Source organism: Bartonella sp. AA18HLJMS (genome assembly GCF_042197245.1).
Classification (GTDB): domain Bacteria; phylum Pseudomonadota; class Alphaproteobacteria; order Rhizobiales; family Rhizobiaceae; genus Bartonella.
In genome coordinates this window covers 1-20,227 of sequence record NZ_JBHIRP010000016.1, presented here as the reverse complement: position 1 = coordinate 20,227, position 20,227 = coordinate 1, and the positions used below count along the sequence as shown (strand labels likewise).

General features: G+C 37.5%; 8 protein-coding genes, 2 tRNA genes and 3 pseudogenes. 6 read left to right on the top strand and 7 right to left on the bottom strand.

The window, feature by feature from the left end; all coding sequences use genetic code 11:
- Positions 1 to 46: 46 nt before the first annotated feature.
- The 3 genes from ACFINW_RS08140 to ACFINW_RS08130 all read right to left on the bottom strand — a co-directional run bounded on the left by ACFINW_RS08140 (position 47) and on the right by ACFINW_RS08130 (position 13,288).
- Positions 47 to 2,728: an autotransporter outer membrane beta-barrel domain-containing protein gene (locus ACFINW_RS08140; protein WP_375674104.1), complete on the bottom strand. Its 2,682-nt coding sequence runs from the start codon at positions 2,726 to 2,728 to the stop codon at positions 47 to 49.
- Positions 2,729 to 3,904: 1,176 nt separating this feature from the next.
- A complete protein-coding gene (locus ACFINW_RS08135) occupies positions 3,905 to 7,054 on the bottom strand; it encodes an autotransporter outer membrane beta-barrel domain-containing protein (protein ID WP_375641037.1) in 3,150 nt (1,049 codons plus the stop codon).
- Positions 7,055 to 7,729: 675 nt separating this feature from the next.
- On the bottom strand, positions 7,730 to 13,288 hold the full coding sequence (locus ACFINW_RS08130) for an autotransporter outer membrane beta-barrel domain-containing protein (RefSeq protein WP_375674102.1): 5,559 nt from the start codon (positions 13,286 to 13,288) through the stop codon (positions 7,730 to 7,732).
- A 198-nt stretch (positions 13,289 to 13,486) separates the two neighbouring features.
- Here ACFINW_RS08130 and ACFINW_RS08125 point away from each other — a divergent pair, with 198 nt between their 5' ends.
- The 5 genes from ACFINW_RS08125 (at position 13,487) to ACFINW_RS08105 (ending at position 17,330) form a co-directional block, all read left to right on the top strand.
- Positions 13,487 to 14,437, top strand: coding sequence for a siderophore ABC transporter substrate-binding protein (locus ACFINW_RS08125; RefSeq protein WP_375612402.1), 951 nt, complete (start codon positions 13,487 to 13,489; stop codon positions 14,435 to 14,437).
- Positions 14,438 to 14,540: 103 nt separating this feature from the next.
- Positions 14,541 to 15,497 carry an ABC transporter permease gene (locus tag ACFINW_RS08120; protein ID WP_375613670.1) on the top strand — a complete coding sequence of 319 codons (957 nt, stop codon included), beginning with the start codon at positions 14,541 to 14,543 and terminating at the stop codon, positions 15,495 to 15,497.
- A complete protein-coding gene (locus ACFINW_RS08115; protein ID WP_375630290.1) occupies positions 15,490 to 16,440 on the top strand; it encodes an iron chelate uptake ABC transporter family permease subunit in 951 nt (316 codons plus the stop codon). The genes ACFINW_RS08120 and ACFINW_RS08115 overlap by 8 nt, the downstream gene beginning before the upstream one ends.
- A complete protein-coding gene (locus ACFINW_RS08110) occupies positions 16,437 to 17,195 on the top strand; it encodes an ABC transporter ATP-binding protein (RefSeq protein WP_375621640.1) in 759 nt (252 codons plus the stop codon). Before ACFINW_RS08115 ends, ACFINW_RS08110 begins: the two co-directional genes overlap by 4 nt.
- A gap of 64 nt (positions 17,196 to 17,259) precedes the next feature.
- Positions 17,260 to 17,330: transfer RNA gene (locus ACFINW_RS08105), tRNA-Gln, on the top strand.
- A gap of 140 nt (positions 17,331 to 17,470) precedes the next feature.
- Here ACFINW_RS08105 and ACFINW_RS08100 read toward each other — a convergent pair.
- The 3 genes and pseudogenes from ACFINW_RS08100 to ACFINW_RS08090 form a co-directional block, all read right to left on the bottom strand.
- Positions 17,471 to 17,676: pseudogene (locus ACFINW_RS08100) on the bottom strand (DNA adenine methylase); the annotation flags it as partial.
- Between the two features lie 1,230 nt (positions 17,677 to 18,906).
- Positions 18,907 to 18,996 (bottom strand): annotated as a pseudogene (locus ACFINW_RS08095) (DNA adenine methylase); the annotation flags it as partial.
- 232 nt (positions 18,997 to 19,228) lie between these two features.
- On the bottom strand, positions 19,229 to 19,618 hold the full coding sequence (locus ACFINW_RS08090) for a VOC family protein (protein WP_375621639.1): 390 nt from the start codon (positions 19,616 to 19,618) through the stop codon (positions 19,229 to 19,231).
- 261 nt (positions 19,619 to 19,879) lie between these two features.
- Between ACFINW_RS08090 and ACFINW_RS08085 the strand changes: the two genes are divergently transcribed.
- Positions 19,880 to 19,953, top strand: a tRNA-Gln gene (locus tag ACFINW_RS08085).
- A gap of 187 nt (positions 19,954 to 20,140) precedes the next feature.
- On the opposite strand, the pseudogene ACFINW_RS08080 reads toward ACFINW_RS08085, so the two are convergent.
- Positions 20,141 to 20,227 (bottom strand): annotated as a pseudogene (locus ACFINW_RS08080) (DNA helicase); the annotation flags it as partial.

The window sequence follows — 20,227 nt, the reverse complement described above, 5'->3', positions numbered from 1 at the left end:
AGCATAGCTTGTGGTTTTTTAAACAACTTACCTCAAGATGATCATCCTAAAAACGATAGCGCAATCCACCAGAAAAACTGATTCCAGAAAAACCACCTTTACTTAACTTATGCTGATAAACCAAATCACCATGAAGCGCAAATTTTTGAGACAAGCGAGCATTAAGACCTAATCCAGCCTCTAGAGAAGAACCAAAAGCCCCTAACTGGAAAGAATCTTTAAAGCGCACAGACCTTTCTTTTCCAAAATCATGGGCAAAATGAATCTTTCCATAAAAAGAAACATCACGATCTTTTTCAGACGCAGTAAGAGTCTTTATCAAGCGACCACCCATACGCACCATCAATTGATCAAGTTTATCCATCTCAATATTAAAATTATCAATATCGCGGGCCTCATTAAATTGAAGATGCTGATAAACAACCTGAACCTGTGGATCAAAAACAACACCTTCATATCCTGTGGCAATTTTCTGACCACTCATCAAGGAAACACTTAAAGGGTTACCCTTCAATGTTGCCGTTTTACCCCGCGCAGTTGTCAGAACATCTCCCTTAAACAGACCATAAGATAACAAACCATCAACATAGAATCCTACATCATGCTGCATACTGCCATAAACTGTAGCAGTCCATTTATCAAATGTACTTTTTTGGCTTTGTGCAACATCTCGAGGTTGTAGAGAAAGCTTTCCATAAGACCCCATCACCCCAAAGGATATAACACTGTCAACATTTTCAACAGTTTGTAGCAAAACACCTGTCTCTAGTGCATAGTACCCTAGATCTCCCCCATAACCATATTCAAGCGCAGATAAATCTGAGGCATAACGATAACTTCCACCATAGCCACGCAAAAATGAAGCAGGATTTTCACGAATTTCCAACATTCCACTAGGATTAGTCCGTACTGTCTCTAACTGCTTGTTTTGATTGCTGATATCCATTAAACCAGCATGGAATAAACTATTTGGCAAAAGCAGATAAGTTGGAACCTGAGGAACAACAACCTTAACGCCTTGCCTAGAATGATGCTCACCACCTAAACTAAGTTTAGAACTCTGAGTTAATCTAAATGTAGTATCAGAATCAATAAATCCATTTTCGAGGCGGAAATCCCAAAAATCTCCTTCACCTTCGACTAATCTTTGAGACGCACTCGCTCTTCCTAATTCAGAGTTTGGGCCATAAGCATGAAGCCTATATTGGTAAGGTAGACCGTCCAATGCAATATAATCACCATCCAACAAGAAAGAATCTTTCTCCGCTATTCCAGAAACCTGAATAATCGAGATACCTTTGTCATTTCCATAACGCTCCGTACCACCTCCTGGACTTCCTGAAACACCATGCACATGTACTATCGTTTTTCCTTCAATATCACCATGGATTAAAAAACGATCCGTTTTTTGATTCTGAAGAGCCCCCCCCTTATTCAAATAAGTGTTGAGATAAAGATGTGCATTACCCTGTGCTTTATAAACTTCACCTGTTCCTCTCCCAACACGAAGGGTTTGATAGCCATCAACTATGTTAGTTTCTGGTTGTTCAAAAATAATAGAACTATCAATAAGATGTATTAATGAAATTGATGAAACACCTATAGAACTAGGAACTTGCAAATTTTTATTTTTCGGTCGTGATAAAATCCATTTTGAATCACCTCTCAACCGAAATTCAGCAGAAGAACTTTCATCAACATGTGTCCCCCCTACAAGTGTAGAAGCATCCACTGAAACCTTCACAAAAGAGCCATCCTCAACCTTCAGTAATAAATCTCCAGAAAGTTTGGAATTATCCAACAGCCTAACAACACCACCAGATCCTCTGCTATAAATAGCTGCACTCTTTGGAACTGTAAAAGAGGTTCTTGTCAAGTCAACAATCCCTCGTACGGGTAAGTTCGTTTTTGGAAGACTTCCGAACATCTCTTCCTCACCCGCAAAAATATAAAAAGAATAGGGATACTCGTGATCTTTCATTTCCTCATTTCTGTCTCCTAGTCCCTCCCAAAAACGCAACCCATAAGACGTATTACTTTCTACCAAAACCGTAGAATCCACGATAGTTATAAAGACACCCTTCCCATCGATATTATTCCCATGCATTGAAAAACCATGAGCATTGGCTAGATTAACTTTACCTTTCTCAAAATGGATAAACCCATTAGACGCATGAAAAGCTGAATTTTCATTATGGTCATCTATACCCATCCCCTGACTACCTTGTTCGGTAATAGAACTACTCCTTAAATCGACCTGTCCCCAATTTTTTATTTTAACTCCGATACCCTTTGTAAAGTTAATCTCTCCTCTTTCTATAATCACTTGTCCATATTCACTCGCCACGACCCCATACTTCCAAAAACTTTCTTTTGAAATAACAGCACTTGAAGCATCCTTAACAGTTATATTTTTCCCTAAGAGAAGCGTTTTTCTTCCAGATGCTTGTATAGCAACAGTTTCATTCGTATTTTCATCAGTTTTTTGATAATTTTTATTGTAAAAGTAGTGTTTTTTACCATCATTACACCGATAAAATTCACTATTCATACTACATGAAAATTGATCCTGATTATTTTGTGTCTTACCATTAACGCCAGAACGATCTTGTACCCCAGTATTAACAACAGCACCACCTTGAACCGTAGCATGAACATTGTGTGCACAAAAAAGAAATGCTGTTGTAAAAGTACATAAGGAAAAACGATTTTTAAATAGATTGACCATAATTACACCATAATTTTGCCCATAAAAGTAATACGTAATGTATCAAAAAACTTAACAAAGAGAAAAAATTAATACGTTTTGGATTAACTGCGCAGATCTTATTAATGCTTTTTGTGTTTTATGTAAATATGGAATTTAAAAGTTACTAAAAATACAGTCTAAATCTATTTTTTTATAAGGGATTTGCAAAAATATAACTGAAAATTAGAGAAAAATCATCTTTAAAGTTGTTATTTAAAAGCAGCTTTAAGGGATTTTTGTACATTAAGAATGCCTATTTTAACTGTTGTTTAATCAATACCCAAAGCGTGTATAATTAATATTCGAGATAAATATTATATTGAAACAATGGGCACTCGTAAGCAGACAAAACTGAATATATGCCAAAATTGGGAAGCAAAGCTATCACATACAGCTGTTTTAGGCAGTATTTATGGAAATACGAACTAATTTAGAAAGAGGAGGAAAGTGTAAAAATTAAAATCTGTTCCGATTTTTACCATCTCTTTTCAACATTTTAAAATATTCAGAGCCGTATCTAAAAGGTGAAAATGACATATAATTTTATCTTTTTATTTATCACATTCTTTAAAGAAAACGCATTTTCAAAAAATAATACGTTATTTATGTTTCTAATCCACCAATTTTCTCAGATATATTTCATATTTCCATCTCCATTTCATAACGGCAGCAGATATAATATAAAGTTTATCGGATACAGCCCTCATTGCGCCTGAGTAGCATCTTTGTCTTTGTCAATTTCTAATATTGTAAATCCTCTCCTCTTAACATAATCCCCCAAATTATATTGACTCCTTTCTTAAACGATTATCCACTTGCTAATCTTACATATAATAGACAAAGGAATGCTTTTTATGGATTCATCATAAGAGCATTGAAAATATTTCAGCGCCCTAAATTAAAAAATATCTTTATAAATCAAAATATTATAAATAGTATAATAATCACTCTGAAATACGCATTTTGAAACAATAACGTACAAACTCTTCAGACTTTTCAAAAAAACGAAAGAAGTCCAACCTAAAAGCATATTAAAGATAAGCAAAGTCACACTCTCATAAAAATGCTATAACACAAAATGAATAGATAATGAAAAAAAAGCCACAAGTATAACTTGTAGCTTTTTTGAAAGATTAATCAAAAACAGGAACAACACTAGAAATGATAACGCAATCCACCTGAAAAACTCGTTCCAGAAAAACCAGCTTTCGTTAGTTTGTGCTGATAAACCAAATCGCCGTAAAGCGCAAATTTTTGAGACAATTGGGCATTAAAACCTAATCCTGTTTCTAATGAAGAACCAAAAGCACCTAGCTGGAAAGCATCTTTAAAATGCACAAATTGTTTTCCTTCAAAACCATGAGCAAGATGAAGCTTGCCATAGAAAGAAACAACCTGAGCCTCATCAGTAACGACCAGCCTCTTTGTTAAACGCCCTCCAACACGCCCTACCCACTGATGAAGCTTTCCTAAATCAATATCAAAGCCATCCACATCACGCACCTTATTAAATTGAAGATATTGATAAACAACCTGAACTTGCGGATCAAAAACAAAACCGTCTTCCCCCACCATAAACGTTTTACCAGCAGTCAATGAAGCACTTAAAGGGAAACCCTTTAATGTTGCCGTCTTGCCACGTGCAGTTGTTAGAACATCACCTTTAAACAAGCCGTAAGACACAAGACCATCAACGTAAAAACCTGCATCATGCTGCATACCACCATATGCCGTAACTGACCATTTATCAAATGTACTTTTTTGACTCTGCTCAACATTCAAAGGTTGCAAAGAAAATCTCTCGTAAGCCCCGATAACTCCAAAAGAAGTGGAACCATACATATTTTCGATTGCTTTCAGCAAAACACCTGCCTCTAGTGCATTATAATCAAACTCGCCGCCATAACCATATTCAAGCGTGGAAAGATTTGAAGTATAACGATGATTGCCGCCATAACCGCTCACAAAAAAGAGAGGGTTTTCACGACTTTCTAATAAGCCCCCAGAAGTAATTCGCAAAGCTTCTAACCGCTTATTTTGATTGTTAACATTCATCAAACCAATATGACGTAAGGCATTAGGCAAAAGGAGATAAGTCGGAACCTGCGGAACAACAGCCTTAACGCCCGGCTTAGGACGAGGATGAGGCTCCGGAGCTGGTTCTGGAGAAGGTTCTGGTCCCGGAATTGGCTTAGGAGCAGGATCTGGTTTAGGTTGAACATCAGAATCTATAGACCTACTTTCAAGGCGAAAATCCCAAAATTCCCCGTTACCTTCAACTAATCTCTGATCCATACTTGCTTTTCCAAACTCAGATTCTGGACCATAACTATAAAGCTTATACTGATAAGGTAATTCGTTTAAGGCTACATAACCACCTTCCAACTGAAAAGAATCTTGCTTTGCTTGTCCAGAAACCTGAATGATTGAAATACCTTCAGCATTCCCCCCCTTTCCCGTATATCCTCCTGGACTTCCTGCAACTCCATGCACTTGGAGCTTTGTTTTTCCCGAAACATTCCCATGAATTAAAACACGATCCGTCTTTTGATGATCAAGAGCACCACCACTATTCAGGTATGTATTAAGAGAAATAGAGGCACCGCCCTGTGCTCTATAAACCTCACCCTTTCCCTTTCCAATACGAAGGGTTTGATAATTATCAACAGAAGAAGATTCGTGTCTTTTAAAATTAATAGAGCTATCACCCATAAGACTAACGAGTGAAATAGAAGAATCATGTGCAGCCCCATGTTGATCTTTTTGCAGCGGTTGTTGTAAAATCCATGTAGAACGACCTCCTAAATAAAGTTCGGCATTAGAGTCTTTATCAACGTGTGTGCGACCTTCAAGCGTAGAAGCATCAGCCAAAACGATCACAGATGCCCCTTTCTCAGCTTTTAATAAAAAATTCCCTGAACGAAGAGTGCTTTTCATCAAACTCACCGCACCAGAAATAACATTGCTGCCATAAAGAGCGGTATCGTCTTCAACAGAAAACTCTGTTGTATCCAAATTAACAACTTCCAATCGTGGTGGAGCTTTTTCTTCCTCTAATGAAGTCTCTTCTTTTTTACCTCCACCTTCGCTCCATGGCTTCTCTCCCTGAAAATAGATACCATAAGATCCCTCACCCTTTACTGTAATAGAAGAAGACTTAAAGTTAGCCTCGGTCACATAAAAGTTATTCGATAAATCTTCAGCTTCATCTTCAGTTTCAGCTTCTGTTTCAGAGCGTTCTGGTACAACACTAAAAGGCTTGACGGGATTTTCTAATAATATACCATGTGCACCCTCAACCTTAATAGTCCCCCCTGTAAACTCAACACGCCCCCCTTCATCCATTAAAAAAGCCGCATCATTTTTATCTTTGTGGCCCTTTCCAGTAAGAGTGACACCATCGAGAATCACCTTCCCTCCCAACATCGCAGAAATCCCATGACTGTTGGTAAAGTTAACCTCCCCACCTTCCACCCAAATATCTGCCCCGCTATAACTGGAAAGACTTGCCTTCCCATCACGCGTATTAACTTTTGCACCCTCTAAAATAACCAATGAATTCCCCACAGCTTCAACAGCCCTATCACTGTCCTCTATAATCCCCTGCTTTACCTCAATGATTCCATTATGAGCGAAAAGAGCTAACTTTGTATTTTGAAGCGTCGGTTTTTTCAAAACAATCTTTCCGTCATCTGATACAGCCACACCACGCAAAAAAGATTTATCAGAAATTTCACTGCTAACAGTTACATTTTCTCCATCAACTCTGGACCCTATCCGCTTCACCGTTATAGCAGTAGGATCATCAGGATAGTTGGAAACATTTTCGTTCGTAATTGTATAAGATTTATTATCAATTTTAGATTCCCCGCAATTATCGCATATATAATATAATCCACTATAGTAATAAAACCCAGGATTTACTCCTCTTCCATCAGAGTCTGCATCTTTAACAGAGTTATCTACATTTTTCTGATGTCCATTCCATCCATCCACTCCACTAAGCTTACGATAATCATTCCCCCCACGAATACCATCATCGTTATTGCCAACAGGGGTCTGATGAGAAGTATAATGATTATTCTGCCCACTCTCTCCACCAAGGGGAGGCTTGTGTATGTTACTCCCACTAAGATAAGGACCAGAAGTAATACCGATACCGTTGATCGGAGTAACCGTTATAACATAAGGTTTACTATCCTTCCCCTCTGCAGCCGCATACACTTCTCTTCCATTTTGAAGCAAAGAGAGGATAGCTGTTGTACAAGCACATAAACATACATGATTTCTAAAAACTTTAATCATAGTTCCCTCGAAACTTTCCTTCCCCTCTCATTAAAAACAAAAGCACTTACAAAACACCCCCTTGCACACCTCAAAAATACGAAAAGTGTAACAAAAGAACATGCCTCATGCTTATTTGAACTGTGCAATGAATTATCCCAATAAATTTGGCAAAAGCTCTACGCTAAAAACCATCTATAAGAGAATAACAACAAAACACAATTTATAAGTGTATAATGCATTCTGTATTTCGTGTAAAGAAAAAATGAAACCAGTGCGTGCAATTAATTAAAAACACAATCTAGCCTTGTGAACTTTAAAAATTAATCCACAAAGAGATGAATGAAACAATGATTTAAATCCGTAAAAAACAAACTCTCAAAAACGAGCTTTAGAAAACATCAAATATTATATTAGATAATATCAATACAGTATCAAAAAGGATCACGTAACGCATACCGGTCTGCTGAACGCTTAAAAAGCCGATAAAAGCGAAGCACTCTACCGCATCAGTAGCAGCATAAATTTTAAGAAAATTCGCTTTAACGGAGAAAAGTGCTCTCATACACAAAAAAACTATGTTTTTTTGCTCAATCAAGAAGACGAAAATCTTTTAAAGACAACACAAGTTGTTACAAATAAAAAAGGCAGCACAATGTGCTGCCTTTTCTAAAAAGGTACATAGTGTACCTTATATTAAAACTGATAACGTACTCCTCCAGAAAAACTTGTTCCCGAAAAACCAGCCTTATTAAGCTTATGTTGATAGAGAATATCAGCATGCAGAGAGAACTGTGGCAACAATTTGGCATTAAAACCTAATCCAGCCTCTAGAGAAGAACCAAAAGCTCCTAACTTGAAAGCATCATTGAAATGCACAGACTGTTTTCCTTCAAAACCATGAGCAAGATAAAGCTTACCATAGAAAGCAATAGCATTCACGCCTTCAGAACCTGTAGGAATCTTGGTTAAGCGTCCACCAACACGTGCTACCCACTGATTAAGGTTACCCATTTCAATATTAAAATTGTCGATATCACGGGCCTTATTAAACTGGAGATGTTGATACACAACCTGAACCTGCGGATCAAAGACAAAGCCCTTATATCCTGTCATAATTGTCTGACCACCAGCTAAAGAAACACTCAAAGGATTACCTTTTAATGTTGCTGTTTTACCCCGTGCAAGGGTGAGAACATCACCTTTGAACAGACCATAGGATAAAAGACCGTCGACATAGAAGCCAACATTATGCTGCATGCTACCATATACCGTAACAGTCCATTTATCAAATGCACTCTTCTGGCTTTGCTCAACATTCACAGGCTGCAGAGAAAGTTTTCCATAAGTTCCCATAACGCCAAAGGATATAGCACTATCAGCATTTTCAATAGTTTGCAGCAAAACACCTGCCTCTACACCATTATAACTAAGATCACTTCCGTAACCATATTCAAGTGCGGACAGATCTGAAGCATAACGGTAACTTCCACCATAGCCGCGCAAGTATAAAGCGGGATTTTCACGAACCTCTACCATTCCTGTAGAAGTCATCCGCAACGTCTCCAATTGCTTATTTTGATTGCTAATATCCATCAAACCAGCGTGGAATACACTATTAGGCAAGCTGAGATAAGTTGGAACCTGTGGAACAACAGACCTTACAAATTGTTCAGGAAGGGCAGCAGATCCAACAGACTTAACATACTGATTTTCTAAACGGAAATTCCAAAATTCTCCACCATCCTTAACAAATTTCTGCTGAACATGCTCCTGTTTCGAAGTCGCTTCTGGAGCATAAGCACGAAGGGTGTATTTGTAAGGTGAGTTTCTCAGTGCAACATAATTGCCATCGAGTTGGAAAGAGTCTTTCTTCGCTTGACCATAGACCTGAATAATTGAAACAGTATGAGCAATCTTGGCATTCGCTTTACCATCTCCTACATTGCCCGCATCACCTCGTACATGTATTTTTGTTTTTCCAGAAACATCACCATGAATGACAAGCCGATCAGTGACTTGCTGATCACTCCGATCACGAGGATTTAAACGTGCATTGAGATGAATTACAGCATTACCCTGTGCCGCATAAACAGTTCCTTTCCCATTTCCAATATGGAGAGTCTGATATTTTCCTTCAGATTCCGAAGGTGCAAAATCAATAGCACTATTTACAAGACTTACAGAAGAAATGCATGAATCCACACATCCTGAATCTAGAGCCCCCAAATTCCTCTGTGCACTTCTTTTTAGAATCCACTGTGAATTATTAGCCAAGTCTAATTTTGCATAAGAATTTTTATCAACGCGAACACCGCCTGTAACAATAGAATTATCAACTGAAACCAATATGTTCGAATCATTCTCGGCTTTTAATAACAAGTCACCAGCAAGAGTTGTTTTATTTTCTAATGAAACACGACCACCAGAATTATTACCATAGATAGCTATACCATTTGCAACTTCAAAATCAGTTTTTTTCAACGAAACTGTCCCTGTTATGCCTATAGGTGTATTCTCCTGTTTGGATACAGCGCTCCGCTTAGCAACGCCTGTTTGCGCAGTTTCTAGATTCTGACTTCGAGTTTTCTCACTCCCTTCTTTCAGCGTTAGACCATCAAAATATATACCATAGGTTCCTTCACCTTCCACTTTAACAGTAGAAGACTCGATATTTACGTGATTCATAGTAGGACGAACGTCAGATGATCTCTTTTTTCTAGGAGAAGTCGTCTCATTCCCACTACCATTCACAATCCACAAAGCATGAGCATCAGTCACAACACTCCCATTTTTAAAATCAACAGAACCATTATCAATCAACAGAAAAGCTGCACGCCCAAAGTTATCTACAGAATCTAACTTATCCTGTCCTTTTTTCGCAATAATTCTCACTTTGTCTAATTTAACGCTGCCCCCAGATTCTGACCTTACTGCTACTCCCTTTTCCAGAGTAATAGTTCCAGAATTCATAGTTATCTCACCAACCTGACTCGCCAGACCAGTCACAGCCAAATTCCCCATTACGTTAATTTTCGTATCCTTTAAATTAACAGATGATCCAGAACCTGCCAAAGCGCCCACATAACGCGCATTGACTGTTCCAGCGTTCATCGTAATCTTTCCGCCCCTTTGCGCTTCAAGACCAATTAGAGAAGATTGAATTGTTGAATTTTTTTCCAAAACGACCTCTGCGCTATCTTCTGCAAGAACAGCACTCATAGCCTTTAATTCAGTAAGATCAACATTGCTTTCATTATCACCCCCCCCCATAATTGTAGCATTCTCCAACTTAATAACTGTATTCTCATTCTGTGCATGCATAGAATGCTGAACTTTATCATTCCCTTTCAGTATAAGATTTTTTATTGTATGTGTCTTACCATCACCGCATGCATAAAGAGCTTTCTCCACAGCATTACTCTCTTCGCTATTGTTCTGTATATCATTACACTGAGAAGAAACATCACCATCACCAGAACGACCCAATACAAGAACACGCCCAACAGGTCCACTAGGTTTTACGCCAGATGCAGCCGCCGATCCTATAGATGCAAATTCCTGATGTACACCACCTGTATCAGATCTCAAAAGTGAAACACTTGAAGGAGAAATTATAGCTCCAGATTCTCCAGACACAGAAGGTTCCGCCAAACCACCACTATCTCCTCTTCCACGAGCGTCAGTGACAGTATTAGAAACACGAGGAACAACATATTGATTTTCTAAGCGAAAATCCCAAACACTTCTACTATTCGCATTTCCACTACTCGCAATTAATTTCTCATCAAAAGGTTGTATTTCCGAAGAAGAAATGGTTGGACCATAAGCACGAAGAACATACTTATAAGGCAACCCTTCTCGTGTAATATAATCACCGTCTAGCCTAAAAGAATCCGCCTCTGCTTGTCCAAAGACCTGAATAATTGAAATACTATGAGATTGCTTATCATCTTGTTGTGTTCCTTCTGAAGTATCTTTTACACGCACTATCGTTTTTCCAGCAACATCACCATGAATCAAAAGCCTGTCAGACATTTGATCACTATCCGAAGTATTAGGAACTAAACGCGCATTAAAGTAAATATAAGAATCTCCAGAAGCAGCGTAAACCGTGCCGTTCCCATCCCCAACGCGAAGTGTTTGATAACCTCCATCTCTATTTTCAGATCGTAAAAACGCAATAACACTATCTTTGAGATCTATAGACGAAACACAAGAATCTATACAATCTGTATCCGAAGCTTCATTACTATACTTACTTTTTGCTAAATGCCATTCTGAATAATGAGATAAAAAAAGGTTTGCACTCGCGGTTCTATCAATGCGTGCAGAACCTACAATACTAGAATCATGAGCAAAAACCTTCAAACTAGAAGAACCTGTAGCACGCAATAATAGATCACCAGAAACTAATGTGTCTTGTCCTAAAGCAACAGAACCGCTCGAATCGTTACCATAAATGGCCACACCATCTGGAACCTTGAGAACAGAACGTCTTAAAAGAACCATATGCCTCCCATCTACTTCTGGTTCTTCCGAGAAAGATGCTTGGCTTTCTACAACACCTCCAGTAGTTACTGTAGCTATAGTTGCTCCTGCAACATCACTACTTCTTCTAACTCTAGCACTTGATTCTTCTCCTTCTTCACTTTGATTATTCGTTTCTAAACTTCTTTTTTCGAATTCTGGTTCACTTTCACCAAAATATATACCATACGAGCCTCTATCTTTTACTGTAATAACCGAATAATTGATAGCAGACCTAATGCTAGCATAGTCATCAGCAAAAGTATTCTCAACAAATTCAGTAAAACTATCGACCTTTCCAGGACCAGACCTTAAATTAATGACACCAAAGAGACCATTTTCAATACCGTAATTACTATTTATCCATAGAACAATAGCATTAGAACCGTTAAAGATTACACGATTAGAAGAAACAAAACCATCTTCCAATAAAAAAACAACACTCGGATCCAGTACACTAGAAGCAGCCTCTCCACCTAAAGTTCCTTCTGGAGATTCCTCATTGTTTCTCTCTTTTTCAGCAATATGAATTCTAACATCTTCTAGTGTAACAAATCCTTCGTCTTCCGCCAAAATCCCCACACCACCTTTTGCAAAAGTAATTGATCCAGATTTCATCGTTATTTGAGATCTACCAGAACTATGTAAACCAACTACATTCAGAGGTACTTTATCATTAACGACTTCCACATTAATATCTGTTCCCTCTAAAAAAATAGACGATTCAAAACTAGCTGTAGCACCCAAAAAAGTTTTTTTGATGCTTCCCCCCTTCATATGAATATTTCCTTTGTACCCAGCCTCAAGACCAGTAACAAAGTTCTCGATATTTGACTTCAGCAATTCAACCTTTGCACCTGCTAACGACAATACAGCACTCCCAAACCCCATAACAGCAGTTTGAGCATTAAAGCTTTTAGGATCTACACCAACGATAGATACACCTTCTACCTTTACACTTGTCGCCTTAGCAATATTTACAGTTTTGGATAAAGGTCCCCTTACAACGCCAGAACGCGAAGAGTCAACAACACTTACACGTCCGGAGGTATTCCCTCCTACAAGACTATTAACAGTTCTGGCAGTTCTGGCAGTTCTGGAACCTGCACCTCCCGTTACAACGCTAGAACGCGAACCATTCGCATTATCTATAACAAGACGACCCACTGCAAACACAGCATTATCACCGTATTTTTTTACACGAATCTTACCTCCTTTTATTGTATGTTCTCCACCGTCTACACATATAATGGATCCACGCTCTGACTCACCAGAACTATCTTCACACATATCTATATCGTTTTTAGGAAAAAGCGCAAAAAGAGGTATTCGTGAACCAGGAAGTTGTCTTATAGAAACGTACGCTCTAGGCAATGAACCCTTTGCTTCTGATCTAGGTTCAATGAGTACTTCTAAATATTGAAATGCTGAAGATAGTCCTGTAACTAGAGATTCAGGCGTTGGAACTATAGAAGAGATAGAAGAGATTGAGTCAGCGACAGATGTTTTAACTGTATCCAATGCAAGTGAAACTACCTTTTCAGCGATTGCATTAGAGACAGATGATGTAATTGAATTAGGAACAAATGACGCAAATGGAGATAATACAGGCGAAGAGAATGAGAACCAACCACTCCCCATAGAAACATCTACACCTTGCAAAAAGAAGAAAGCACTTGTTGTCAGTGCATACAAACGTGTACGCTTTTTAAATACATTGATCATATGTCAAACTTTCTAAATAATGTTGCAAAAACACTAGAATTAAGTGAAAATGAGGTAAGTGAACGGTTTGTAACATATGTTAGTCAACTTTACAACATAGTGTTATTTATCAGTGCGTCATTTTGTGCATAAAAATACCAAAGTTAAGTTTTTAAGTGCACAAACCCTTGTAATATTAGATAAAAGGATAAAATCACGATGATAAAATATATGAAATGGATGACTTCTGTTTTACTGGTTGCAATTAGTTTTGCAACGATTTTGTGGACGCATACGAGTATTGCAAATACGAGTACCCAGACAAATATAACAATTGATCATGTTTCAGGCACGACTTCTGTTCCCACTTCTCCGCAAAAGGTTGTTGTGTTTGATCTTGCCTCGCTAGATAATATGAATCGCCTTGGTATCCAAGCAGTTATCGGCCTTCCTGAAGGAAAAAAACCTTCCTATCTGCAACAATTTGACGATGCAAAATATGAAAGAATTGGAACCGTTTTTGAGCCAGATTATGAAAAAATTGCCACTCTTCAACCCGATTTGATTATTATTTCCTCCAGAACTCAAGCAAAATATAAAGACTTATCCAAAATAGCCCCAACAATTGATCTAACCGTAGAAAACGAAAATTCTCTTGAAGATATAAAACGAAATGTGTCTATCCTTGGAAAAATTTTTGGTAAAACACAAGAAGCAGAAAAGGAAATTGCAAAAATCAATGAAGCTTTTGCTGAAGTCCGTAAAAATACCCAAGGAAAAGGCACCGGGCTCATACTCATGACCTCTGGTGGAAAAATCAGTGCTTTCGGACCCAAATCACGTTTCGATATTTTTCACTCCGCTTTTGGAATTGCCCCTGCAACCGATAAACTTACCGTGCAAAAACATGGACAACTCATTTCTCCTGAATTCATTCTTGAAACCAATCCTGATTGGTTGTTAGTGATTGATCGCGATGCAGCCATTGGACGGGAAGGACAATCCGCAGCACAATTGCTCAACAATGAGCTTGTTCACCGCACAACAGCAAGCAAACAAAACCAAATTATTTATTTGGACTCTTGGAGTTGGTATCGTGCAAATGGTGGTTTAACAGCACTCATTGAAACCGCACAGCAGATCAATGAAGCCTTTACAAAGAGCAAATAAGCGCACGAAAGAGCTTGCTTGCTATATAAATAAAATTTAAAAGCAGAGGTTGTTTATTAAGCAGTCTTTGCTTTTTGTATATTTTGTTAGAAAATGATTTAACGTGAAGAATTACTGGATAACCATAACACTTCTAATTTTCCTGTCTATCCTCAGCATTTTTGTTGGTTATTCTGATGTCACACCTTCTAACCTTTTTGCAGCCGATCCCCATGCGTGGCTTATTTTTTGGCAAACACGTCTTCCTCGTACCATTGCAATCCTTTTAGTAGGCGCAGCACTTGCACTTTCAGGCATGATTATGCAACTATTAACACGCAATCGCTTTGTCGAACCATCAACCACTGGAACCATTGAATCTGCTTCCCTTGGCATTCTTTTTATTATGATTTTTTGGCCCGATATTCCTGTTTTAGGAAAAATGGTCGTTGCGACAATTTTTGCCATGGTAGGCACTTTACTTTTTATGTTTTTATTGCGACGCATTCCTCTAAAATCTGCTCTCATTGTACCCCTTACAGGGATTATGCTAAGCTATATTATTGGCTCTTTAACCAATGCCATTGCAGATTATGAAATGTTACTTCCTTCTCTTCAAGCTTACTTATTTGGCAGTTTTTCGATGGTTCTTGAAGGAAAATATGAACTCTTATGGCTATCTCTTCCCCTTTGTATTCTGGCCTATTGTACTGCTGATCGCTTTACGGTTGCAAGTTTGGGAGAAGATTTAACCAATAACCTTGGATTGAATTATCGTGTTGTCATGTTTTTTGGTCTTTTTATTGTCGCCTCAATCACTGCTGTTGTTGTCTGTACCATTGGCCGTATTCCTTTTGTTGGGTTGATTATTCCAAATATTGTTTCAAGTTTCATGGGAGATAATATGCGCTATACCGCTCCTTGGGTGGCCATCAGCGGTGCAGGATTGGTCTTGATTTGTGATCTTTTAGGACGAATCATTCATCCCTCTCTTGAAATTCCCATCAGCACCATAATGGGTGTAATCGGTAGTTTTATTTTTATGATACTGCTTTTACGCTGGAGAAAGCGTCTTGGATAGAAGAAGAAAAACAATATGTGTACTAACAACACTTATCATCATAGCATGCACTGTCATTAGTCTTTACATGACGTGGAATATCAATGTTTATACATGGAAATTTCGTCTTACAAAACTTTCCTCTCTACTTCTTATTGCCTATGCAATAAGCGTTTCCACGGTTTTATTTCAAACAATCGTTAATAACCGTCTTCTTACTCCTTCAATTATGGGATTTGATCAGCTTTATATTTTAATAAAGACTGCCCTAATGTATTTTGTAGGCTCTCTTTCTTTGCCCTTTTTGAATGAAGAAGGACAGCTTGTTCTTGAAGCCCTCATTCTTATCCTTTTTTCAATAAGCCTTTTTCGCTGGCTCTTTTCAGGAAGCCTAAAAGGACTTCATTTGACGCTTTTAATCGGTGTTGTTTTAGGCGGATTTTTTTTCAGTTTACGGATGTTTATGCAATTGCAACTAAATCCAGACCAAATGATGAATTTAACCGATATTATGTTTGCAAATTTTAATAAATTCAATACACCATTAATAAGCTTTGCCACAATCATTGTCTTCATTGTGAGTCTGATTGGATGGCATTCCCGTCATCTTCTTGATATTTTGGCTTTGGGACGTGAAAATGCTCTTAATCTTGGCGTTAATTACCACAAAAGTGCGACAGCTGTCCTTATTTTTGTTTCCATTCTCGTATCCATTTCCACCGCATTAGTAGGCCCCGTCACCTTTTTTGGACTGTTAGTTGCCAACCTTTCCTATGAACTTTCTCCTCAAGCAAAACACAGTATTGTTGTTCCAATTGCAATATTATTGGCTATTATTTGTCTGGTGGGGGGACAATTTATTTTAGAACAAATTTTTCATATGGCAGGGCGTTTAAGTTTTATCATTGAGTTTTGTGGGGGAATTGTTTTCTTAATGTTACTGATGAAGGGAAAACTAAAATGATTGAGATCAATCATCTTTCCAAGGCTTACGGAACACGATTGATTATCGATAATTTATGCCTTCATCTTCCAAAAGGGGGGATTATTTCTCTGATTGGCCCCAATGGTTCAGGAAAGTCAACTCTTTTAATGCTGATAAGACGTCTTTTGCCACACCATAATGGTACAATTCATATCGACGGCTTTAATATTGATAAAATGCCCCACGATATTTTGGCTCAAAAACTCTCAATTCTGCGTCAAGAAAATCCTTTGTCTTTTCGCTTAACCGTGTACGATTTAGTAAGTTTCGGACGCTATCCTTATTCAAAAGGCTGGTATACACATGAAGATAAACAATTTATCGACAGTGCGCTACGCTATCTCGGCTTACAAGATTTAAAAGACCGTTTTTTAGATGAACTTTCTGGCGGTCAGCGTCAACGCGCTTTTATAGCCATGGTTATCTGCCAAGACACTGATTATCTTCTTTTAGATGAACCATTAAATAATCTGGATATGAAACATGCGGTTTCTATGATGAAGCAATTACGCCGCACAGCTGATGAATTGAAAAAAACCATTCTTATTGTTATGCACGATATTAATTTTGCCTCATCTTACTCAGATATGATTGTTGCATTGAAAAATGGGAAAGCGGCCTATTGTGGGACTCCAAAAGAAATTATGCAACCAGAAATTCTTAAAGACATTTATGATGTCGATATTCAAATCAAAACAATTAATGACATCCCTATCGCTCTTTATTATCGATAATCATAAAGATTTTTTGCGCTTGCATGCACTATAGAATCTACTAGGGATAGTAAAATTGGCTTATTGGAGAATAGTTTAATGGTAGAACAGCGGACTTTGACTTCGTCAATCTTGGTTCGAATCCAAGTTCCCCAGCCCGTATTTAATGATTGTAGCTTGTCATCGGGTTTTGTATAATTTGAAAGCAGATTTTGCATCAATTTATTTTTTTCAAAGGATCTTCAAAAACTTTCAAGGGTTATTTAAAATCCCTTTAATGCATATTTTCTCTTCCTCTAAAAATTGCAATTTGAGATGATAAGCTCTTGAGCCGGTGCGGATTCTTTGAACCACATGTATAAGATGTGCCAACCTCTTTTATCTTAAATTGGCTAAAGATTTTTCGGATCTGAGACACATCATTGAGAGAGAAGAATTTTTCTCTTGCGCAAGCAAAGCAAACATTGTCTGGTAATCCTCTCGCAAATAAATCCTTTCCATAGTAATACACGTATATCTGGCTCTGTTTATGGGAAAGCCTTATCTAATAGCTATAAACCTATCTAAAGAGAGAATTCAAAAAAGAAAGCCGAGCCAAATGATATGACGCGGCTTTCAGATATTGATTATAAGATTCAAATGAATCATCCACAATGGAGTAATAAATTCATATATACAAAACGTATCATATTGCAAGTGCTCTATTTAGAAATATGAAAACTTATCAAAAGAAACGTAAATGACAGCTATGATTTTTATATCATTCATTAGCATTATAGAGCCTATAAACGCTTGGTAACTTTATCAATCCAATCAAAAGAAAATGCATCTTAAATGAATGTCTTCTCAATAAGGCTTTCATAAGTATCTTTTCATTTTGCACTCAAATGTAACTTCTTTGCAAATTAACCAGCTCAAATTTGAGTTGGCAAAATTAACCAATCCAATTTTGGAGGCGTTATCTTTAGAATAGCCATCTTTAAACATTATAGCTTTTGACTCAAAATTGAATAAAATCCCATACCTTAGATGTTACAATGGTTTTGAATTTTGCTGCCTCATTTTTTTCAATAGGTGCCTCCAAAATTTGGGGAGCACTCATTTGGTTTCATATTTTTAAACTGTAACTTTTAAATGTTTTTTCTCACTTGCTTGCGTTATATCATTAAAAGGCTTTCAATTTCATAAGACATAACATTGTGATTTTCATTCTATATTGTGATGATAGTATCTATATAATGCCTGCCTATCATTTACTAACTTTTTAGTAAGTGTTTTTAAAAATGATCTTGTCTTTAAATCCTTTTATGCAATCTTTATGAACTAAATCTATAAGCTTATGATAGTTTCAAACGATTATTCCTTTTAAGGTTACACTCAAATAAAGAGCAAAACACATCCATTCTTAAACGTATACAATTTATGTTATCGATAATTCCAAACGACTGAAATTTAAAACAATGTGATTTGTGCTATAATAAAAACGTATCATAAAATTTATGAACTGTTATGAATGATAACCGCTTTTCATTTCATTTGAATGCACCTATGCGTTATAGTATTTGCATCATGATTTGCTTTTTATAGTCTATACATCCATGGCAATCTTATATAAAAAATGATCAATTCAAACATGCATAAAAGTAGGGCTTCTTAAGTGGATTCATATAAAATAATTGTACTTAATATATTGATTTTATTAGTTTTTATGTACAATGCCTTTTTAACTTCATAAAGATATCAATTTCCTTGTAAAGAATATTCCTCCCATTCCAATAAAAGACTCAATATAAGTGCGATGAGGGATAGCTTCTATGATTTTACAAGTACTGATCGCTGGCCATGCAATAACGCCGACTGATGTCCAAGCCAATTAGACCGCCTGTGGAAACAGGCAGGTTGTGGGGCTGAATATAGTGGAACAGCACCGAACGGATAAGCCACGCGTCGTAAGTAAGCCTCTTAGCTTGCATAGCTTATAGGTTTTGGAAACAGACAATTATTATAATTCAGGTATTATAATTCAGACAATTAAAGATCAGATCTCAAGCTTTTTAATCCAGTGGACAAACACGAATAATATGTCCGTCTGGATCTTTGATTAGGAAGATACGTCCAAATACATCAGTATACGGTTCCTTCAAAACATTTATCTCAACAGTGGTTTGCTCTTTCCATTCCGCATAGAGCTTATCTACGTCCTCTCCAGTAGGCAACATAATGCCGATTTCTGAAAAACGAGGTGCATTTGCCTCAGGCGTATCGCCCCCAGACCAGAGAGCAAAGAGAGCATCCCCCGAAGAAGCAAATGCAACATAGCGTGGCGAGGTAAACACAGGTTCTTTCTTGAAGATGAATTTGTAAAAAGCCGTAGAATACTCTATGTTTGAGACGTATACCAACTGTAGGTTTGGGGTAACAGGATAAGTAGGGATATTACTCATAAATTCTCCATGATTTAGTAGTAACTGCCTGACATGATACACCTATATTAGGGAATATTCCAAAAAGAGTTTATGATGCCTCCGTTCGCGGTGTGTTCTATTTGTATGTTTTTACTCGCTTATTGCTATATGCTAAAATATCGAGGACGCCCCTACTGGGATTATAATGATATCCCTATCGCTCTTTATTATCGATAATCTAAAGATTTTTTGCACTTGCCTACACTATAGAATCTGCTAGAAATGGTAAAATTGGCTTATTGGGGAATAGTTTAATGGTAGAACAGCGGACTCTGACTCCGTCAATCTTGGTTCGAATCCAAGTTCCCCAGCCAGTTTGTATGTAGCTTGCCAGCAGGTTTTGTATATTTTGACTGTAGCTTGCCAGCGGGTTTTGTATATTTTGCCACTAGGTTTTGTACCAATTTATTTTTTCTCAAAGAGTTTTTAAGGGGTTCTCAAAGGGTCTTCAAATGCTTTTCAAAGGGTATTTAAAGCTCTCTTTAACGCATTTTTCTGCTCCTATTTTTCCAAATCACTAAAGCGTGTAAAATCGGATTGAAAGGCAAGGGGAACGATTCCTGTCGGACCATGGCGTTGTTTTGCTAT

Bases quoted from the DNA above. Each gene is read 5' to 3' on its own strand.
- ACFINW_RS08135 (WP_375641037.1), bottom strand. From the start codon at position 7,054: ATGATTAAAGTTTTTAGAAATCATGTATGTTTATGTGCTTGTACAACA.
- ACFINW_RS08130 (WP_375674102.1), bottom strand. From the start codon at position 13,288: ATGATCAATGTATTTAAAAAGCGTACACGTTTGTATGCACTGACAACA.
- ACFINW_RS08110 (WP_375621640.1), top strand. From the start codon at position 16,437: ATGATTGAGATCAATCATCTTTCCAAGGCTTACGGAACACGATTGATT.
- ACFINW_RS08125 (WP_375612402.1), top strand. From the start codon at position 13,487: ATGATAAAATATATGAAATGGATGACTTCTGTTTTACTGGTTGCAATT.
- ACFINW_RS08140 (WP_375674104.1), bottom strand. From the start codon at position 2,728: ATGGTCAATCTATTTAAAAATCGTTTTTCCTTATGTACTTTTACAACA.
- ACFINW_RS08090 (WP_375621639.1), bottom strand. From the start codon at position 19,618: ATGAGTAATATCCCTACTTATCCTGTTACCCCAAACCTACAGTTGGTA.